We start from the raw sequence: 15,638 nt of genomic DNA, 5'->3' as shown, positions 1-15,638 counted from the left end.
TCTAGGTTAGAAAAAAGGACTTCCCCTTGGACGATTGATAGAATCAACCAAGGGGAAGTATGGAGAAATCGAGGTTTATACCGCCGATACTTCTTCAGCTTGCAGACCCTTGGGGCCTTTGGTGACCATAAACTCAACACGCTGACCTTCAGCTAAGCTTTTACGGTTTGCTGAACTAACAATTGAGCGGAAATGCACAAATACATCATCTTGACCATTATCACGGCTAATAAATCCATAGCCTTTATCATCATTAAACCACTTAACGTGGCCGGTTTCTTTAGCAGACATTCTTTTTTCCAAAAATTAAGTTATACACACACTTGTGGTTTTGGGATTCCAGGGAGAACGATTGGTTCGTTAGGTTCACTACTTAAAACGTATTAAAGAAGGGAATTCACGTGTAACAATGTTTACCAGAATACAATACAACAAGTATTACTAGTATAACTTAGGGTATGTAATATAGCGAGCTTTTTTGTTTATTTTTTTATTTTTTGTATAAATAATTGTCTATCATGAGGGTTAACTTGAGTTGGTTTTAATGGGCATTTTAGCTAAGGGACATGTGTTCATGTGCTTGGGGCCTAAATGCTCTGAAAGCTTAGCAAGCGCAATCTCATTGTTTTTATAAAAATGATGTGGGCCCAGTTTTTTAACTAAACCACTGCGTTTTAATAACCTCATAACCGGGCGCCTTACCCGGGTAAACCAAAGCTCTATACCAGCCTCTTCAAGCCTTTCAGAAACACTGCGTAACGTTTCAACACCGGTTGCATCTAATTGATTAAGACTGACGCAATCTAAAATAATATAACGCAATTTTTGCTTGACGCTGATAAGCTCGAGAACTTTATGTTCGAAATAAGCCGCGTTGGCAAAATATAGTGGGCCATTAAATCGCAAGATGCTTATTAAATAACATGTTTTTCCAGCATCACTGTCGGTAACTTCAACTAGTTCTCCATGCTCATCACGGATTAATTCGCTAAGTTTTGGGCGCATGGTTTCGTATAAATAAAAGACTAGCGACAGAAGGATCCCAATCATGACGGCAAACGCAATGCGGGGGGCTAAAACTAGCGCCATAATAAAGGTCGTGAGTGCAACAATGCCTTCATTACGACTGATTTTCCAGACACGCCACATCTCTTTGATGTCTAATAAGCTCAATACGCCAACCATAATAATGACACCTAACGTTGCATAGGGTAGGTAATAAAACAAGGGAGTCAGCCATAACAGCACCACCATCACTACAAACCCTGCAACCACAGAAGAAAATGGTGTCCTGGCTCCGGATTGATAGTTTAATGCAGTTCGCGTAAAACTGCCCGATACTGGCATGCATTGAAAGTAACTGCCTACGCATTTCGCTAGCCCCTGACTGATTAATTCTTGATTGGTATCAAATGATTGTCGACTTTCGGTTGCGATTCGCTTTGCAATGGTGATCGCTTCTGTAAAGCCAACCAAAGCGATCACTAAGGCAGCCATAAACAGATCGCGCATGATTTGCGAATTGAATACAACCGGTTTAAATGAGGGTAATCCACGAGGGATTTTACCCACGACCTCACCACCAGCCTGTATTTTTAAAAATCCTGCCTCAGGAAACTCAGCAATTCGCCAAGAACGAGGATCAACTTGGCCAATCGGAGTCATTTGATCATCAACATAAAATACTTCTTGTAGATTTTCTGTCTTCATTCGTCGAAAACGCAATCGGCTCAGTTCAGCTGTTTCCAAATTGTGCCGCAATATTAAGCGCTCCATTTGCCACTTGGCTTCAGCAGCCTCATTGATGGCTTCATCTGTTTCTTCTGCGCTAGGTCCTTCTTTTCTAATAGTGTTTTCAACTTTTTTTTGCGCCTTTTTCACCGCAGCAATTTGTTCTTCTAGCGCCTGTGGGTACGCCTTATAATTTTCTAACAATTGCTGCACAGGCAAATTAATGATCTGATTCACTTGAATGATTTGAGTTTTTTCATAGCCACTCAACCAAGCCACAATCGTTGTAATCAATACCGCAAATAAAATATGCGGCCATTTTGGCCATAACCAGCGTCCACCCAAAATAATAATAAACGATAAGGCCGCAATAGCCATGGTCGGCCAATGAGGATTGGCTATAGCATCATTTATTACCTGCCAAAAGGTTTCATAAAAATGAGGACTGGTTACGGCGTAAACACCAAACAAACTGTTAATTTGCATAGAGGCAATAACGATGGCAACGGCATTAATCAACCCTAATAAGACTGGGTAAGACACAAAGTTGACCACAACCCCGAAACGAATAAAACTAAGTCCTAATTGAATTAATCCAATTAAGAAGGTCAACAGTACTAAATAACTTAAATAATCATTCGTTCCAATTGCAGCAATGGGTTGCAATGCTACTGCGGTCAACAATGAGGTTACTGGCACAGGACCTGTAGATAAACTGCGTGAGGAGCTGAATAACGCCGCGATAATTGGTGGAATAAAGGCAGCGTATAAGCCCATATAAACGGGTATACCTGCTAAGTGCGCATAGGCCATGGACTGTGGAATCAGAAGCATCACCACCGTTAGGCCAGCCAGGATATCCGATTTTAAATTGGACCAATATTTTAGCTCTGGAAGCCATTCTAGAAAGGGAAAGAATTGTTTTAGACTCTCAATCCTTGATAATAATTTGATCGGTTGCAAACGCATCAATCAGCATCCTTGTTGGTTAGTTATAGCCAAGATACTTGGAGGTATCTTGGCTATAACTCGTGCTCAAATTTATATATACCCGTGATCGTTCAAAATGCATGATGTATGCGTTTTCTTTTTCGCCCTGCCAAATTTATGAACGATCACGGGTAAACATTTTAACTCTGTTCTCTCCTTGGCGTTATAGCCTGACTAAAATCTGGCAATAATGGCTGTAATTGCAAAGCCAATTGTAATAGACGTCTATCCATGCCTCTTCCTGATGCAAGCTGTACGGAGATCGGTAGATGATTATGATAACATACCGGAATGGTCATGGCTGGAACACCGGCCTGATTAAAGAGGGACGTAAATGGAGAAAACTCTATATTTTTTTCCAAATATTGTTCAAACTCATCATTCATACTCAATTGGCCGATTTTCAATGGCAATTGTGCTAATGCCGGGCTTAGAACAAAATCCACCTTAGTGAATAATTCATGCAAAGGTCTAAGCATTTGGTATAACTTATTTTTAGCAGCAATTAATTGCGAGGCCGTAATCATACGTCCTCTTTCATAAAACCTCCAAGTTACGGGTTCTAAATCACTTGGGGTGACCTTGTGACCTATACGGTATTCCTGTTGCTCGATTTCTGCATAGGTATTTGCAGCAATGAGCTGAAGCGTACATTCGCCAATCGTTTCTAAATCTAGCTCCAGTGTGATGGTTTTAACGCAATGCCCTTGATCCGTTAATAACATAATAAATTCATTCAAAACATCCCGATAAGGCTTAGCAACAGGTACGCAAGGAAATGCCCCTTGAAGTTCGACAAACCTTAACTGCTTGGGTAAGGGTTCTGTCCCTTGGTGAATCGTCAGCGTTGACGTTAACAGAGGAAAAAGATTGACGGCATCTCGAATTTGTCTGGTCAGTATAAAATTTGTGGCTAAACCGGACCACTGCTCTTCTACCCAAGGCCCGGATGGCATTAACCCCGGGGTCGGCTTAAATCCAAATAACCCACAACACGCGGCAGGAATACGAATGGAGCCACCCCCATCGCTTGCCGTAGCCAAAGGTGCAATACCCGCGGCTACGGCAGCGGCCGAGCCACCCGAAGAACCGCCCGGAGTTAGACTTAAGTCATAAGGATTACGGCATGGGCCAAACAATACAGGCTCCGTGACATAAGACAGTCCCAGTTCAGGCGTATTTGTCTTAGCAAAAGGAACAAATCCTAAAGCGAGCATCCGCTCTATAAAATCACTGTTATCACGACCTAGGTTCTGTTTAAAAAAACGCGAACCTTCGGTGTTTATCACGCCTTTTAAGGTATAACCCAAATCTTTGACTAAAATTGGTACCCCATAATAAGGTTCCTTGCCACTCATTTTAGTTAACTGATCACGGGCCCAAGAAGGACAAGACAATACCACTGCGTTTAAAGAAGGATTTACCTCTTTCATTCTTGCAAATGCACAATCCAATGCGTCTTGGGCGCTCACTTTTTTATGTTTAATCAGCGCTGCCAGGCTATGGGCATCTTGCTTGATGTAGTCGCTGACATCCATGAGGCATCTCTTTAATTAATAAATTAGCACGGTCAAGGGTTTATTGGCGGCAAAGTATCACGATTATTCTTTTTACGCTTTCGTTTGCGGTAATTGGCCACAGTAACCCATAACTCACTTCCTTGCCATTTGATTTGATTCCCAGGACTATAAATAGCTTGGGACAAGAGTTTCATTTGCCTTTTAAACCTGGGATCAGGCACTTGTTTGGCAATCTCATTTAAATCCATGAACTCTTTATCAGGCCAATGCAAAGAGGCCCAGTTCAACAATGCATCACGTGCTTTAGTTGGATTATTGTTAATACATGCTTCATGAAGCCGCTTAATAGCCAGCCGTCTTTTGCTTCCTGCAGCAATTTTAGGCTTAAACCACCAAATCATTAAGGTTAAAATCCATCCGACGGCAAATATTATGGCTAAAAACCAAGCCAAAGGGGTTGATGCTTCTGCAATAACCGCTTCTTTAGATTCGGGTGAAGGCTCCAGTTGTTGTGGTGTTTGATCTATAGCCGTCTCAGTTGGGTCGGAGTCGGAAAGCGTTTCTTTAGCCTTCTCAACCCCTGTAACCGTTATAGTCCGGGGAGGAAGCTTTGCGATTTCAGTGTTACCCGTCGTCGTATTTAACCAACTTAAACTCATTTCTGGTAGGATTATCTGACCTGGTTTATTCAAGAGATAGGTCACTTTAATTTCAGCCGTTCCAACGAGCTCATGATCACGAATCGTGTTACGCAGATTCGGTTTTTCTGGGTAAACGTTATAATCTGGTTTATCTTCAAACTCTAACGAAGGCAACAGTTGCGCAGGAAGCGCCACTGCCTCAATCGTAATAAACCGAGTCAAGGTTTCACCTACCTCGGCCGTATGTTGAGGATTATCATAGGTTTCAGACAATGAGACTTGTTTCGCAGGAAGCCAAAACTTATCTTTAAAGTCCTTGGGAATTGGTCTTACCTGTAACTGGGTGGTAGCCGGTGGGATATTAATTTGTCGAGGTATCGCTTCATAAGCCAACGCATGAAATGCTGGACCTGTAATTGTTAATACACCACTCTTTTGCGGGAAAATGGCATAGCGCTGCTCTTCAACCACATAATTTCGTCCTTTCTCAATGGTTTGATATCGGTCAGCATCTCCTAAGGGGATCAATAACGCGTTTTCCACTTTTGGTGGTTGATATTGGGCATCGAGCAACCGACCGCTATTAAATAATTTTACTGAAAAAACTACCTGCTCACTGATAAATGGTCGCTTCTTACTTACTTCCGTTTTGATCAGGACTTCGTCTTGACCATCAGCGGGTTGGCCATCCTGGCTTGGTGGAATTGCTGGCTGATCACGGACTTCTACTGTGAATGCTCTCGTTTGTTGGTTCCCAATTTTAAGAGAGGGAATGGTTAAAGTCCCTGTTGTCTTGGGCATTAATAGAACAATAAATTGGCTGATAGACTTAGGCTGGCCATTAATAACGGTATAACTCATTGCGCGTTCGGTTCCAACAATGCGAAAATCTTTTTGCAGTGGCGTGAGATTTGGCAGGGCAGGTTGTTGATCGTCCGATGTAATAATGAGGTGAAAGGTATCACCATATTGAATTTTATCCGGCTTAATCTGTGCCGTTATCTCAGCGACAGCTACACTGACCCAGACGGATAAAAAAATAAGCAAAAAACACTGGTTAAAATGAACCTTACTTTTTAATTCCGATAAATACGCTTTCATTAATCCCACCCTCGCTGTCTTCTTAAGTGATCACGAAGAAACTTCTCTCGCATTAATCCACCGGGGTCGTCGGGTACCAACCGCAGCAATTGTTCTTTAGCTTGTTCTTGTTCTGAATCTGGTTGCGCCGAATCTGCTGCCGCCTTCTTGCCTGTATGCCCATCCGTTTTTTGGGTTTGCGCTTTAGATTGAGATGACTTATCTTGCCCTGGCTGATCTCGGTCTGTTTTGTCTTGATCTTGCTTGCCTTGCTCCTGTTTATCCTGACCCTGTTTATCCTGACCCTGTTTATCCTGGCCCTGTTTATCCTGGCCCTGTTTATCCTGACCCTGTTTATCCTGGCCCTGTTTATCCTGGCCCTGTTTATCCTGACTCTGTTTATCCTGGCCCTGTTTATCCTGGCCCTGTTTATCCTGACTCTGTTTATCCTGACTCTGTTTATCCTGGCCCTGTTTATTCTGGTTCTGTTTGCTCTGATCCTGCTGTTGTTGATCTTGACTCGATTGATTTTGTTGTTGATTGTCCTGTCGTTCTTTGTCTTTTTTTAACAAATCAGCAATCACCTTGCGATTATGAAGCGCATCTTGATGATCTGGTTCTATCGCTAAAGCCTTGTCGTAAGCAGCTATTGCGTCTTCATAATCTCCCATATGAGCCAGGGCGTTGCCACGATTATAATAACCTTGAACATCGTTTTGAGATTGATATAAATCAGCGGCCCGTGAATAATTTCCTGCACGATACGCCGCAGCAGCTTGCCAATCGGTTCGTTCAAAGGTCGCTTCAGCTTCGTTATAATGACCTTGATTCATTAAGCGCTGTCCCTGCTGATTTTTAGTCACCCAAAGATCACGCCATGACCATGCCATCACATGCTGTGACCACATGATTAACAGCAGCAAAATAATTCGATGCGCAGTTTGTTTCATGTAGTAAGCCTCTGTAACCATCCTCGTCGAAATGCTGGCAATAATAGAATCAAAGCAGGAATTAAAAACCATCGGCCTTGATCCTTCCAAACGGGTATATCATTTTTCAAGCTCACCGTATATTGTTGCCGATCACGTGTTGCTTTAATCCAAGAATCAATATCGCTAACCGTATTGGAAAAAGGAATTAATTCACCATCACCAGCGGTTGCGAGCTGCTTAAACATGGGATTAATAGACGTCTTCGCGGTGATTGGTAAAACAGAGGTATGGATCTCATCCGCTGCGAGCGCTTTAGCTTCATGAATCGCCGCGGGGGAAGGCGGAGAGCCGGTAAGAACAAGTAATTCTCCACTGTAATACCCTGCTTGAGTAATCAATTGGGCCGCTTGTGTCAATCCTTTTTCTAGTTTCTGTCCAGGCACAGGCATAATTTCAGCCGTTAACGAAGACAGTAATGAATCAATCGTTTGTGCGTCATCGGTTAATGGTGAAACAATAAAAGGCTCACTGGTATAGACCACTAAACCAAACTGCCCAATGTCTTTATATTTAAACAAATCATGCAATTTAAATTTAGCGCGTGTTAAGCGATCAGGCTTTAGATCATTTTCTAGCATGGCATTAGACATATCCAATACGATAACTCGCGGTAATCGGTGCTTAAAGGTTGGCACTGGATAACGAGACCAGGTGGGGCCCGCCAACGCGATGATCATCAATAATGCACTAGTAAATAAGATCCCAATTGAGGCTAGTCGTTTGTTTTTTTGTTTGGTTTTCATCAAGTAATTCAATAAATGGCTGTCACAAACGTTACTCCATGCCAATAATCCTTGTTTATGGCGAAATAGTAGTATTACCAGTAACAGCAAAGGGATGATCGCCAATAGCCAAAAGGGTCTAAGAAAGTGAAACTCTGCCATCACTCTGTTGCCTCCTGGTTTGTTTGAAACGATCGTCGGGGCAATAGACCGCCTTCATAAGCTAACCAATAAAAAAATAATCCTAATGCGATCGCTAAAGGCCAATAATAATAATCATGTTGAGGCCTTATCGTCTCTTCATCTTGCGATATGCGTTCTAGGCGATTGATGGTGTCATAAATATTTTGTAGCGACTGCATATCCGTTGCTCGAAAATAACGCCCTCCGGTGATCTCCGCCACCGTTTGCAGGGTCTCCTCATCAAGATCGGCTGCAGCATTCATATTAAAAAATAAACTGTTAAGTGCGCGAGGATCCGCTTCTGATCCTAACCCAATGGTGTAGACTTTTATATCGTCAGCACGAGCCAACTCCGCGGCTTTTAATGGGGAGAGAACCCCTGAGTTATTCACCCCATCCGTTAACAAAATAATGATTCGTCCTTCTTTGGGCACATTCTGAAGATGTTTTACAGCTAATCCCAAGGCATCACCGATCGAGGTCGTTTTGCCAGCCAGTCCAACGGTCGCGTCTTCAATTCGCATTAACAAATTATCTCGATCATAGGTTAATGGCGTTTGAAGATAAGCTCGGCTGCCAAATAAGATAAGTCCCATTTTATCGCCTTTTCGTTCAGCAACAAATTGTTCAGCGGCATGCTTAACCACAGATAAGCGGCTCACCGGACGGCCACGAACCAACATATCAGTCAATTCCATACTGCCGGATAAGTCTAAAGCCAACATAATATTATACCCTTCGCGAGCAATCGGTTGTGGCTCACCAACCCAGCGAGGGCCAGCAAGTGCAAAGAGGGTTAGGCACCAAATCACCAAGAGAACATTGATGCCCTTATGTTTAGCAAAACCATGCTTTTCTGTTTCGACAATCCCTGCCACCGCATAATAGAAAGGAACTTTCAAGGCTGCAGGAAGATGAAGAGGCGCGCGCGGCAGAAAAAACCATATTAATAAAGGCAAGGGCAACGCAAGCAAAACCCAAGGGCAGGCTAACTCAAACATGGTTTTCTCCGTTGCTTAATCCAGCGTTTTGCTTGTTGGAATAAAGGCTCTAGGTTTTTACACGCGTTTTCTCTTCCGTAGGGTAACTCCAACAATTCATACTGAACCGGCCTAAAGTCAATGTCTTGCCCCGTCTTATTTAGAAACTCAAGCCATTGCTCACCTGTTAAACCAGCCACTTCTTCGCGTGGAAAATAAACCAGCGCAACTCGTTTAAGTAATTCTGAAACACGAGCACTGGCGAGTTTGCTGTTTTGGCTGGCCTCATACTGACTCTGGTATTCATCCAACAAACGTAATGCTTGATGCTTAGCGCGCTCATTGCGATAGCATCGATACAAACCCCAAATGCACGCTATTATCACCAGAAGCAGAATAAAAAAAAGCAAATACCAACCAGGGGCCAAAGGCCACCAACCGACTGACTCAGGCAAGTGAATATCGCGCAGTTGTGCTAATTCCTGAGGGGCTGAGCTAGCCATGCGCTGATCTCCTAGGATAGGTGGTTTTAACCAGATAAGGTAAATCCAACTCGCTAGTTACTTGCACATATTGAATCTGATTTCGTTTCAGAAGCGCTTGCAGTTCTGCAATACGATGGTCACAATAAGTTTGATAGCCTGTTTCCACCGCATGTTGGGTGGTATCAAATAATATTTCTTCCCGACCGTTAGTAATGGCATATTGGTGGGGGTTTGGTGGGGATAACTCCAAGGGATCACAAATATGATACGCCAGAATGTCATTATGCGCTCTTAGTCGACTTAAATGTTGTTCTGTTTCTCGATCAACCTGATAAAAATCACTAATGAGCACTAGAATGCTCCCAGGTCTTGCTACACGACGAAGACGTACTAAAGCTTGATTTAAAATACCTTCCTTAGGCATGCTGCGATCGATAGCTCGGGGCGCCTCCTGGGTATAGGCAGATAAGGATGCTAAGAAGGGTAACACCCCTGCTTCTCGGCCTCTTGGCGTAAATTCACTATGAGTGGTATCGGAAAACAGTAATCCCCCAAGCCTGTCACCTTGATTCATCGCCGTCCAGGACAGAATCGCCGCCAATCGAGCCGCAACGACTGATTTAAATGCGACACGCGTGCCAAAATACATGGATGGGCTAAAGTCGACAAGAATAATCGCAGGACGTTCGCGTTCTTCCTGAAACAATTTAACATGAGGTCGTCCAGTGCGAGCTGTAACGCGCCATTCCATGTGGCGAACTTCATCACCGGCTTGATAATTTCGAACTTCGGCAAAGTCCATTCCACGACCACGAAGTTTGGATAAATGATTGCCTGAGCGCACAGCACGGCGTTCTGGGGTATAATTTGCAGAATGAGCATGGCGTCTTAATGCAATCAGCTCAGACAATTCTGTAACCACTCCGTCGCTCATAAGGCTTCCTTAAGGCAAGGCCACCAATCGTAATAATTCATTTAGAAAATCATCGCTACTAACCCCTTCCGCTTCTGCTTCAAAAGTCAGAAGAACCCGATGGCGCAGTACGTCATGGGCGATGACATGAATATCTTCCGGAATCACATAATCTCTTCCGGCAAGCCAAGCATGCGCTTTTGCACAGCGGTCAAGGGCGATCGTGGCGCGAGGGCTAGCGCCATATCGTAACCAACGTTGTAATTGGCCACTGTAGGCTTTTGGATTTCTAGTCGCAACGACTAACTGAACGATGTAATTCTCCAATGGTTCGCTGGTATGAACATGAAGAACCTGCTTGCGCGCTTCAAATAACTTACTTTGCAAAAGAGGCTTAACCGTTTTTTTGGAGGCATTAGAGTGATCGGAAAACGCGGTCTCAAGCGCTTCTTTTCTTGCCAAGGTAAGAATATCATGTTCAATCTTGGCTTCAGGATAAGTGATTTTCACATACATTAAGAATCGATCCAGTTGGGCTTCCGGAAGCGGATAGGTTCCTTCTTGCTCGATTGGATTTTGCGTCGCCATTACTAAGAATAACTCAGGCAAGGGATACGTTTTTCCTCCTATCGTTACCTGGCGTTCTGCCATTGCTTCAAGCAATGCGGATTGAACTTTTGCAGGAGCACGGTTGATTTCATCAGCCAGGACCAAATTGTGAAAAATTGGACCCGGTTGAAAAATAAAGGAACCATCCTCGGGACGATAAATGTCGGTTCCAGTTAAATCGCCTGGTAATAAGTCTGGAGTAAATTGAATGCGATGGAAATGACCTTCGACCCCTTCTGACAATTCTTTAACCGCTCGAGTTTTAGCAAGACCAGGCGCTCCCTCTACCAGCAAATGTCCATCTGCTAATAAGGCAATCAATAATCGCGACACTAAATCATTTTGGCCAAGAATTCGGGAATTTAAAAACGAGCTAAGTTGCAATACTTGCTGCTGGATATCTTGCTCAGCAGAAACGTCGACTTGTTCCATTTAATCAACCTTATACAAAAAAATAGTATCCTAACGTGAAATACAACAGCTGCCAAGATAATCACAAGGATTTAATGAATATGACTTTTGAAATAATCCATGGTCGCTGTGTTTAGATCATCGGTATAAATGTCTTTGCCAACGGGGGAAAGCTTAGGACATAGATAAATAACGTTGCTGGTGGTGGATTGGAAACTTAAAGGAACGATTGTGCAATAGGGAAACACCGAATGAATCGTGTTGTATACTTTACGCGAATAGGCGTCCATGAATAAGGGATTAGCAATAATATTAACCAATAACAAACCGTTTTGCTTTAAATGATTAGAGAGCGACTGAAAATATTCTCTGGTTAGCAACGATGGTGGGATGGTTGCTTGATGGCTGTAAACATCGGATAAAATTACATCATAGCGGCTGGCATTTTGTTGTAAAAATTGACGCGCATCTTGTCCAATAAATTTGCCTTTAATTGGCTGTTTTAGGAAATGTTCTTCAGCAATCGTTTTAATGGCAGGGTCGATATCGACATAGGTTACACGATTATCATGCGTCCCCGCCGCCGTCAAAGTAAATCCTCCTGCTCCAATAACAAGAATATCTTGCTGCTTGATATTGAGCTGTTGAAACAACACGTCTCGGATAAACTCAATATACGGAAACGCGTTCATCTCCTGAGTTAACAAGGAACTGCTTGATTGGTTAATTTGTAACACTCTACTAAAATCTGCGGTTTCAACCACTTGATAATTGCCGTAATTGTTCGTCACTTTAAACTGTAGCCTTTCTGCATTCACGTTCAAGACCAAAATAAAGAGCATCACGACAAACAGCAACAAAATATGCAACAACGAGCGTCCACTAAATGGACGAAGATAAATCACCAACATGAACAACAACAAGCAATTGATAACCACAGTCCAAGCCACCCCAAGGTATTGAAACAACAACAATGAGGTGAGTAAGGCACCAAGAAATGAACCCACGGTACTCAAAAATAACGCGCGACCGCTAATATGACTAACCCGTTGATTCTGGCTAAATAAATTTGTTGTCAATGGTACGGTCTGACCTAACCAGTACACAATTGGGGCTAATGCCAATAACAGATAACCAAATAGACTAACCAAGAAAGGTAATGTTAAGAGAATTGCGCCGACATAATAAAATAACGCGACAAACGTATAACTGAGGCCTAAACCAATCCAAATCATGCTCAATGTAAAATTACGACTAAGCTGCTTAAAAAAATCCTGCTTATAACTCCCACCTCGCCAATAGCCTAGCGCCAAAAAAAGAAGAAATACACCGATGATAATGCTGGTGATTAATACACTGCCACCATAGAAAGGCAATAATTGTCTAATGGTCAATACTTCAACAGAGATGGTGATAAACCCTTCTAGCAACAAAATAACAAGCAACAAATGAATCATGAATCATTCCTAAGAGGCCACTGTTATGATGCAAAACCTTTTGCGATACACTTTATATCGAAGGGCTCTGATCATTACAACCACGGTTGTCTTTATTTAGCGTAATTGCGGAGGATCGTTTCTTCCTTCTGGTAAAGTTACTTTGTTTTCTGAGGCTGGGGAAAGAACTTTCACCGAATTTAAATTAAATAAATTTTTAAAAAAATCAACTATTTTTTGTCCCAAATTTCGTTTATCAAAAATAGATTTTATTACAGAATTACCATAGCTTATGCGATTTGATTTCACTGTCATGTCAGGAGCATCAGGACGTTTTGAAAAATCCAAATCGATTGTTGCCTCAGCCTTGATGACGAAATCATTTCCCTTATCAGGAAAAATTCTGGTCCCTTGCTCGGCGTCTTTGGCACATTCTTTTTTTAAAATATCATTATTTAGAACATTTGAAGCAATCATTATTTTTGAAGTAAACAGTTCTTGTATTTTAAAACCACGTTCGGTAGTAATAAGATTCGTCTCGCGGACAAAACCCTCTGGGCGTCCGGAAGTGTTTAGCAGTTGATTACCGCTATCATCTGTGAAAATTTTCTGCAAGGGGCCGGATACAATCCGCATATATCCACCTTGATGAAAGCTTTTATAGAGATAATCTACAATTTTATCTTTGGCAACTTCACCAATCTCCATATCTTTAAGAATAATTGTTTTAAAAAACCGCTTTACATCTTCCTCAGTTTCAAATTTATTACCTGATGTGGTGACAATATCTTTTAAGGGAACCCCATTAATTTTAAACGGTTTATCTATCGAACGACCCCAGTCTCCTTCTGGGCTACTTGTACCCAAATTGGCCTCTCCGACCTTGACATGACTATGTTGTGAATAAAACCTTTCCCATTTACTCATAGTTCCCCTAATAATTTTAAGACTTGGATTTTCTATCTAAGATCATTATTAATTTATGCAGTACGTTATTATTATTTTAGGATACTTTCCCACTGCTCACCCAATTGAACGCCATACAGAGGGAAAAAATAATAGATTTGTTGTTTTTTTTATAAATTTGTAGGAGGATGAAACGTGGTCTTAAATTAGGGAGTCGCTATGAGAAAAGGATGTATCACCGTTTTAGCCTTGTCCGTATCTGTAAATGCTGTCGCTGCATCGCAACAAATGATATGGGGTTCTTCAAATCAAGCCTTGCCGCAATTAAAACAACACTCACCGTTTACAAAACATGGTTTATTAAAAACCATCGATAATCCCAAGGATGCGGATTACCAATTAGAGCTTATTGAGCCTTCAAAAGCGGATAAAAAGCATGTTCGCTACCAAATTACCTATAAAAATTTACCCGTTTGGGGGCACCAACTGGTATTTCATAAAGATGAAGCAAACGCCAGTCCCAAAGTGACAGGAATTAATGTTTCAGGAATTGAAAAAGACGTAATCAATACCATAGCTCGCATAACCCCAAGTGAAGCTGAAAAAGAAATATTGGCTAAAATAAAAGAGCCCATCAAATTTAAAAATACCGAAAAAGTCATTTTTATTGATAAAAAAGAAAAAGCGCATCTGGCTTATCACATCTCCTTTTTCGTCAATAATGAAAAAAATCCAATTAGTGCGCCCAATTACCTCGTTGATGCCAATAGTGGCGAGATTCTGCAAGAATGGAATGACGTACGCAAAGAAAAAATTGGTCAAGGGTTAGGTGGAAACTCGTTAAATTTACCCTATCGCTCTGGAATGTTTCAGCACGGTGATGCATTGCCAAACTTACCATCGCTAGGAAAGTTTGACGTTCAATTGATTGAGGGGAAATGTTACGTTCAAAACGATAATATTCGCGTCATTAATTTGGAGAATTACCGCTTAGGATATGAGGCTTTTCCTATTAGCGTATTTAATGAATCGTTAGCCAATATCGAAGCGTTCTCATATCCTTGCAGCCCGCAAAGCCAATTCATTAACTATTCAGATGGTTCAACCGGACCCATAAATTTTTCATTTTCTCCAGTGAACGATACGATGTATTTCGCTCAGAAAACGCTGGATATGTATGATGAAGTATATGGCGTGGAAAACCCAATTGGCACGGACGATCTTCCATTAAGAGCTTACACCCATTTGGGGTTAATGGATAATGCGTTTGCGATTCCGACTATAAAAATGCAAGGATTTGTTCTAGCGCATCAGCAAATTGTCATTGGCAACGGTTCAGATTTTTTGACCGCACCAACTCAATCGGTGATCGCCCATGAATTGTCCCATAATTTCACAGAGCTGAACTCTGGTTTGTATTATGAAGGCCAATCCGGTGCAATTAATGAGGCATTTTCTGATATGGCAGCCATTGCTATGCAAGATTATGTCCGTCAAGAATACCCCTGGTATTGGGATGGTGAGGACTGGGCCTTGGGGCGAGAAGCTGTTTTAGATGGAAGCCCAATACGTTATATGGATGATCCAACCCAAGATGGAAATTCAATTGGGCATGCAAAAGATTATACCGACGATTTGGATGTTCATTTAGCGAGCGGGGTTTTTAACAAAGCGTTTTACTTGCTATCGAATAAGCCAGGTTGGTCTGTTCCTATGGCTTTCCAATTGATGGTTGATGCCAATCAAAACTATTGGTCCCCAATTGCCTATTACGATTTTGCAGCTTGCGGTGTGATTCAAGCGGCCATTGATCGGGAATTAAACAAAGACGACGTCATCGCATCCTTTGCTGAAGTCGGCGTGCATTGTCCAATGTATAAATCTCGACATCAAGATCAAATGGATCAGCAAGAGGATCAAATTAACTCTCAAGATAATTTCAGTCAAGTCGATGATCAACAGATGAATATTTAATAGACACACTTAAATCTATTCGGTGCGGTTGCAGATTCTGCTCTAGCACCGATTTTTCAACTTTA

At 42.0% G+C, this 15,638-nt stretch carries 13 protein-coding genes; 1 reads left to right on the top strand and 12 read right to left on the bottom strand.

Annotated elements, in window-relative coordinates:
• Window positions 1-75: 75 nt before the first annotated feature.
• The 12 genes from E1O47_RS03630 to E1O47_RS03575 all read right to left on the bottom strand — a co-directional run bounded on the left by E1O47_RS03630 (window position 76) and on the right by E1O47_RS03575 (window position 13,620).
• Window positions 76-291 carry a cold-shock protein gene (locus E1O47_RS03630; protein WP_133129906.1) on the bottom strand — a complete coding sequence of 72 codons (216 nt, stop codon included), beginning with the start codon at window positions 289-291 and terminating at the stop codon, window positions 76-78.
• A gap of 234 nt (window positions 292-525) precedes the next feature.
• Window positions 526-2,700: a SulP family inorganic anion transporter gene (locus E1O47_RS03625; protein ID WP_133129905.1), complete on the bottom strand. Its 2,175-nt coding sequence runs from the start codon at window positions 2,698-2,700 to the stop codon at window positions 526-528.
• Between the two features lie 161 nt (window positions 2,701-2,861).
• Window positions 2,862-4,259, bottom strand: coding sequence for an amidase (locus tag E1O47_RS03620; protein ID WP_133129904.1), 1,398 nt, complete (start codon window positions 4,257-4,259; stop codon window positions 2,862-2,864).
• A gap of 32 nt (window positions 4,260-4,291) precedes the next feature.
• On the bottom strand, window positions 4,292-5,983 hold the full coding sequence (locus E1O47_RS03615) for a BatD family protein (protein WP_133129903.1): 1,692 nt from the start codon (window positions 5,981-5,983) through the stop codon (window positions 4,292-4,294).
• Window positions 5,983-6,912 (bottom strand): tetratricopeptide repeat protein, encoded by a 930-nt coding sequence (locus E1O47_RS03610; RefSeq protein ID WP_133129902.1) that lies wholly within the window; start codon window positions 6,910-6,912, stop codon window positions 5,983-5,985. Before E1O47_RS03610 ends, E1O47_RS03615 begins: the two co-directional genes overlap by 1 nt.
• Entirely contained in the window at window positions 6,909-7,841 is a 933-nt protein-coding gene (locus E1O47_RS03605) for a VWA domain-containing protein (protein ID WP_133129901.1), read from the bottom strand. Before E1O47_RS03605 ends, E1O47_RS03610 begins: the two co-directional genes overlap by 4 nt.
• On the bottom strand, window positions 7,838-8,860 hold the full coding sequence (locus E1O47_RS03600) for a vWA domain-containing protein (RefSeq protein WP_133129900.1): 1,023 nt from the start codon (window positions 8,858-8,860) through the stop codon (window positions 7,838-7,840). Before E1O47_RS03600 ends, E1O47_RS03605 begins: the two co-directional genes overlap by 4 nt.
• On the bottom strand, window positions 8,848-9,342 hold the full coding sequence (locus E1O47_RS03595; protein WP_133129899.1) for a DUF4381 domain-containing protein: 495 nt from the start codon (window positions 9,340-9,342) through the stop codon (window positions 8,848-8,850). Before E1O47_RS03595 ends, E1O47_RS03600 begins: the two co-directional genes overlap by 13 nt.
• Window positions 9,335-10,258: a DUF58 domain-containing protein gene (locus E1O47_RS03590; protein WP_133129898.1), complete on the bottom strand. Its 924-nt coding sequence runs from the start codon at window positions 10,256-10,258 to the stop codon at window positions 9,335-9,337. The genes E1O47_RS03595 and E1O47_RS03590 overlap by 8 nt, the downstream gene beginning before the upstream one ends.
• Before the next feature lie 9 nt (window positions 10,259-10,267).
• Entirely contained in the window at window positions 10,268-11,278 is a 1,011-nt protein-coding gene (locus E1O47_RS03585; RefSeq protein WP_133129897.1) for an AAA family ATPase, read from the bottom strand.
• Between the two features lie 71 nt (window positions 11,279-11,349).
• Window positions 11,350-12,714 carry a fused MFS/spermidine synthase gene (locus E1O47_RS03580; protein ID WP_133129896.1) on the bottom strand — a complete coding sequence of 455 codons (1,365 nt, stop codon included), beginning with the start codon at window positions 12,712-12,714 and terminating at the stop codon, window positions 11,350-11,352.
• A gap of 96 nt (window positions 12,715-12,810) precedes the next feature.
• Window positions 12,811-13,620 (bottom strand): hypothetical protein, encoded by an 810-nt coding sequence (locus tag E1O47_RS03575; protein WP_133129895.1) that lies wholly within the window; start codon window positions 13,618-13,620, stop codon window positions 12,811-12,813.
• Window positions 13,621-13,818: 198 nt separating this feature from the next.
• Here E1O47_RS03575 and E1O47_RS03570 point away from each other — a divergent pair, with 198 nt between their 5' ends.
• Entirely contained in the window at window positions 13,819-15,573 is a 1,755-nt protein-coding gene (locus E1O47_RS03570; protein WP_133129894.1) for a M4 family metallopeptidase, read from the top strand.
• The last annotated feature ends 65 nt before the right edge of the window (window positions 15,574-15,638 follow it).

It is taken from the genome of Legionella yabuuchiae, from assembly GCF_900640115.1.
Lineage (GTDB): Bacteria > Pseudomonadota > Gammaproteobacteria > Legionellales > Legionellaceae > Legionella_A > Legionella_A yabuuchiae.
Note: the sequence above shows the minus strand (reverse complement) of the source record. Positions and strands in the feature narration are given on the sequence as shown.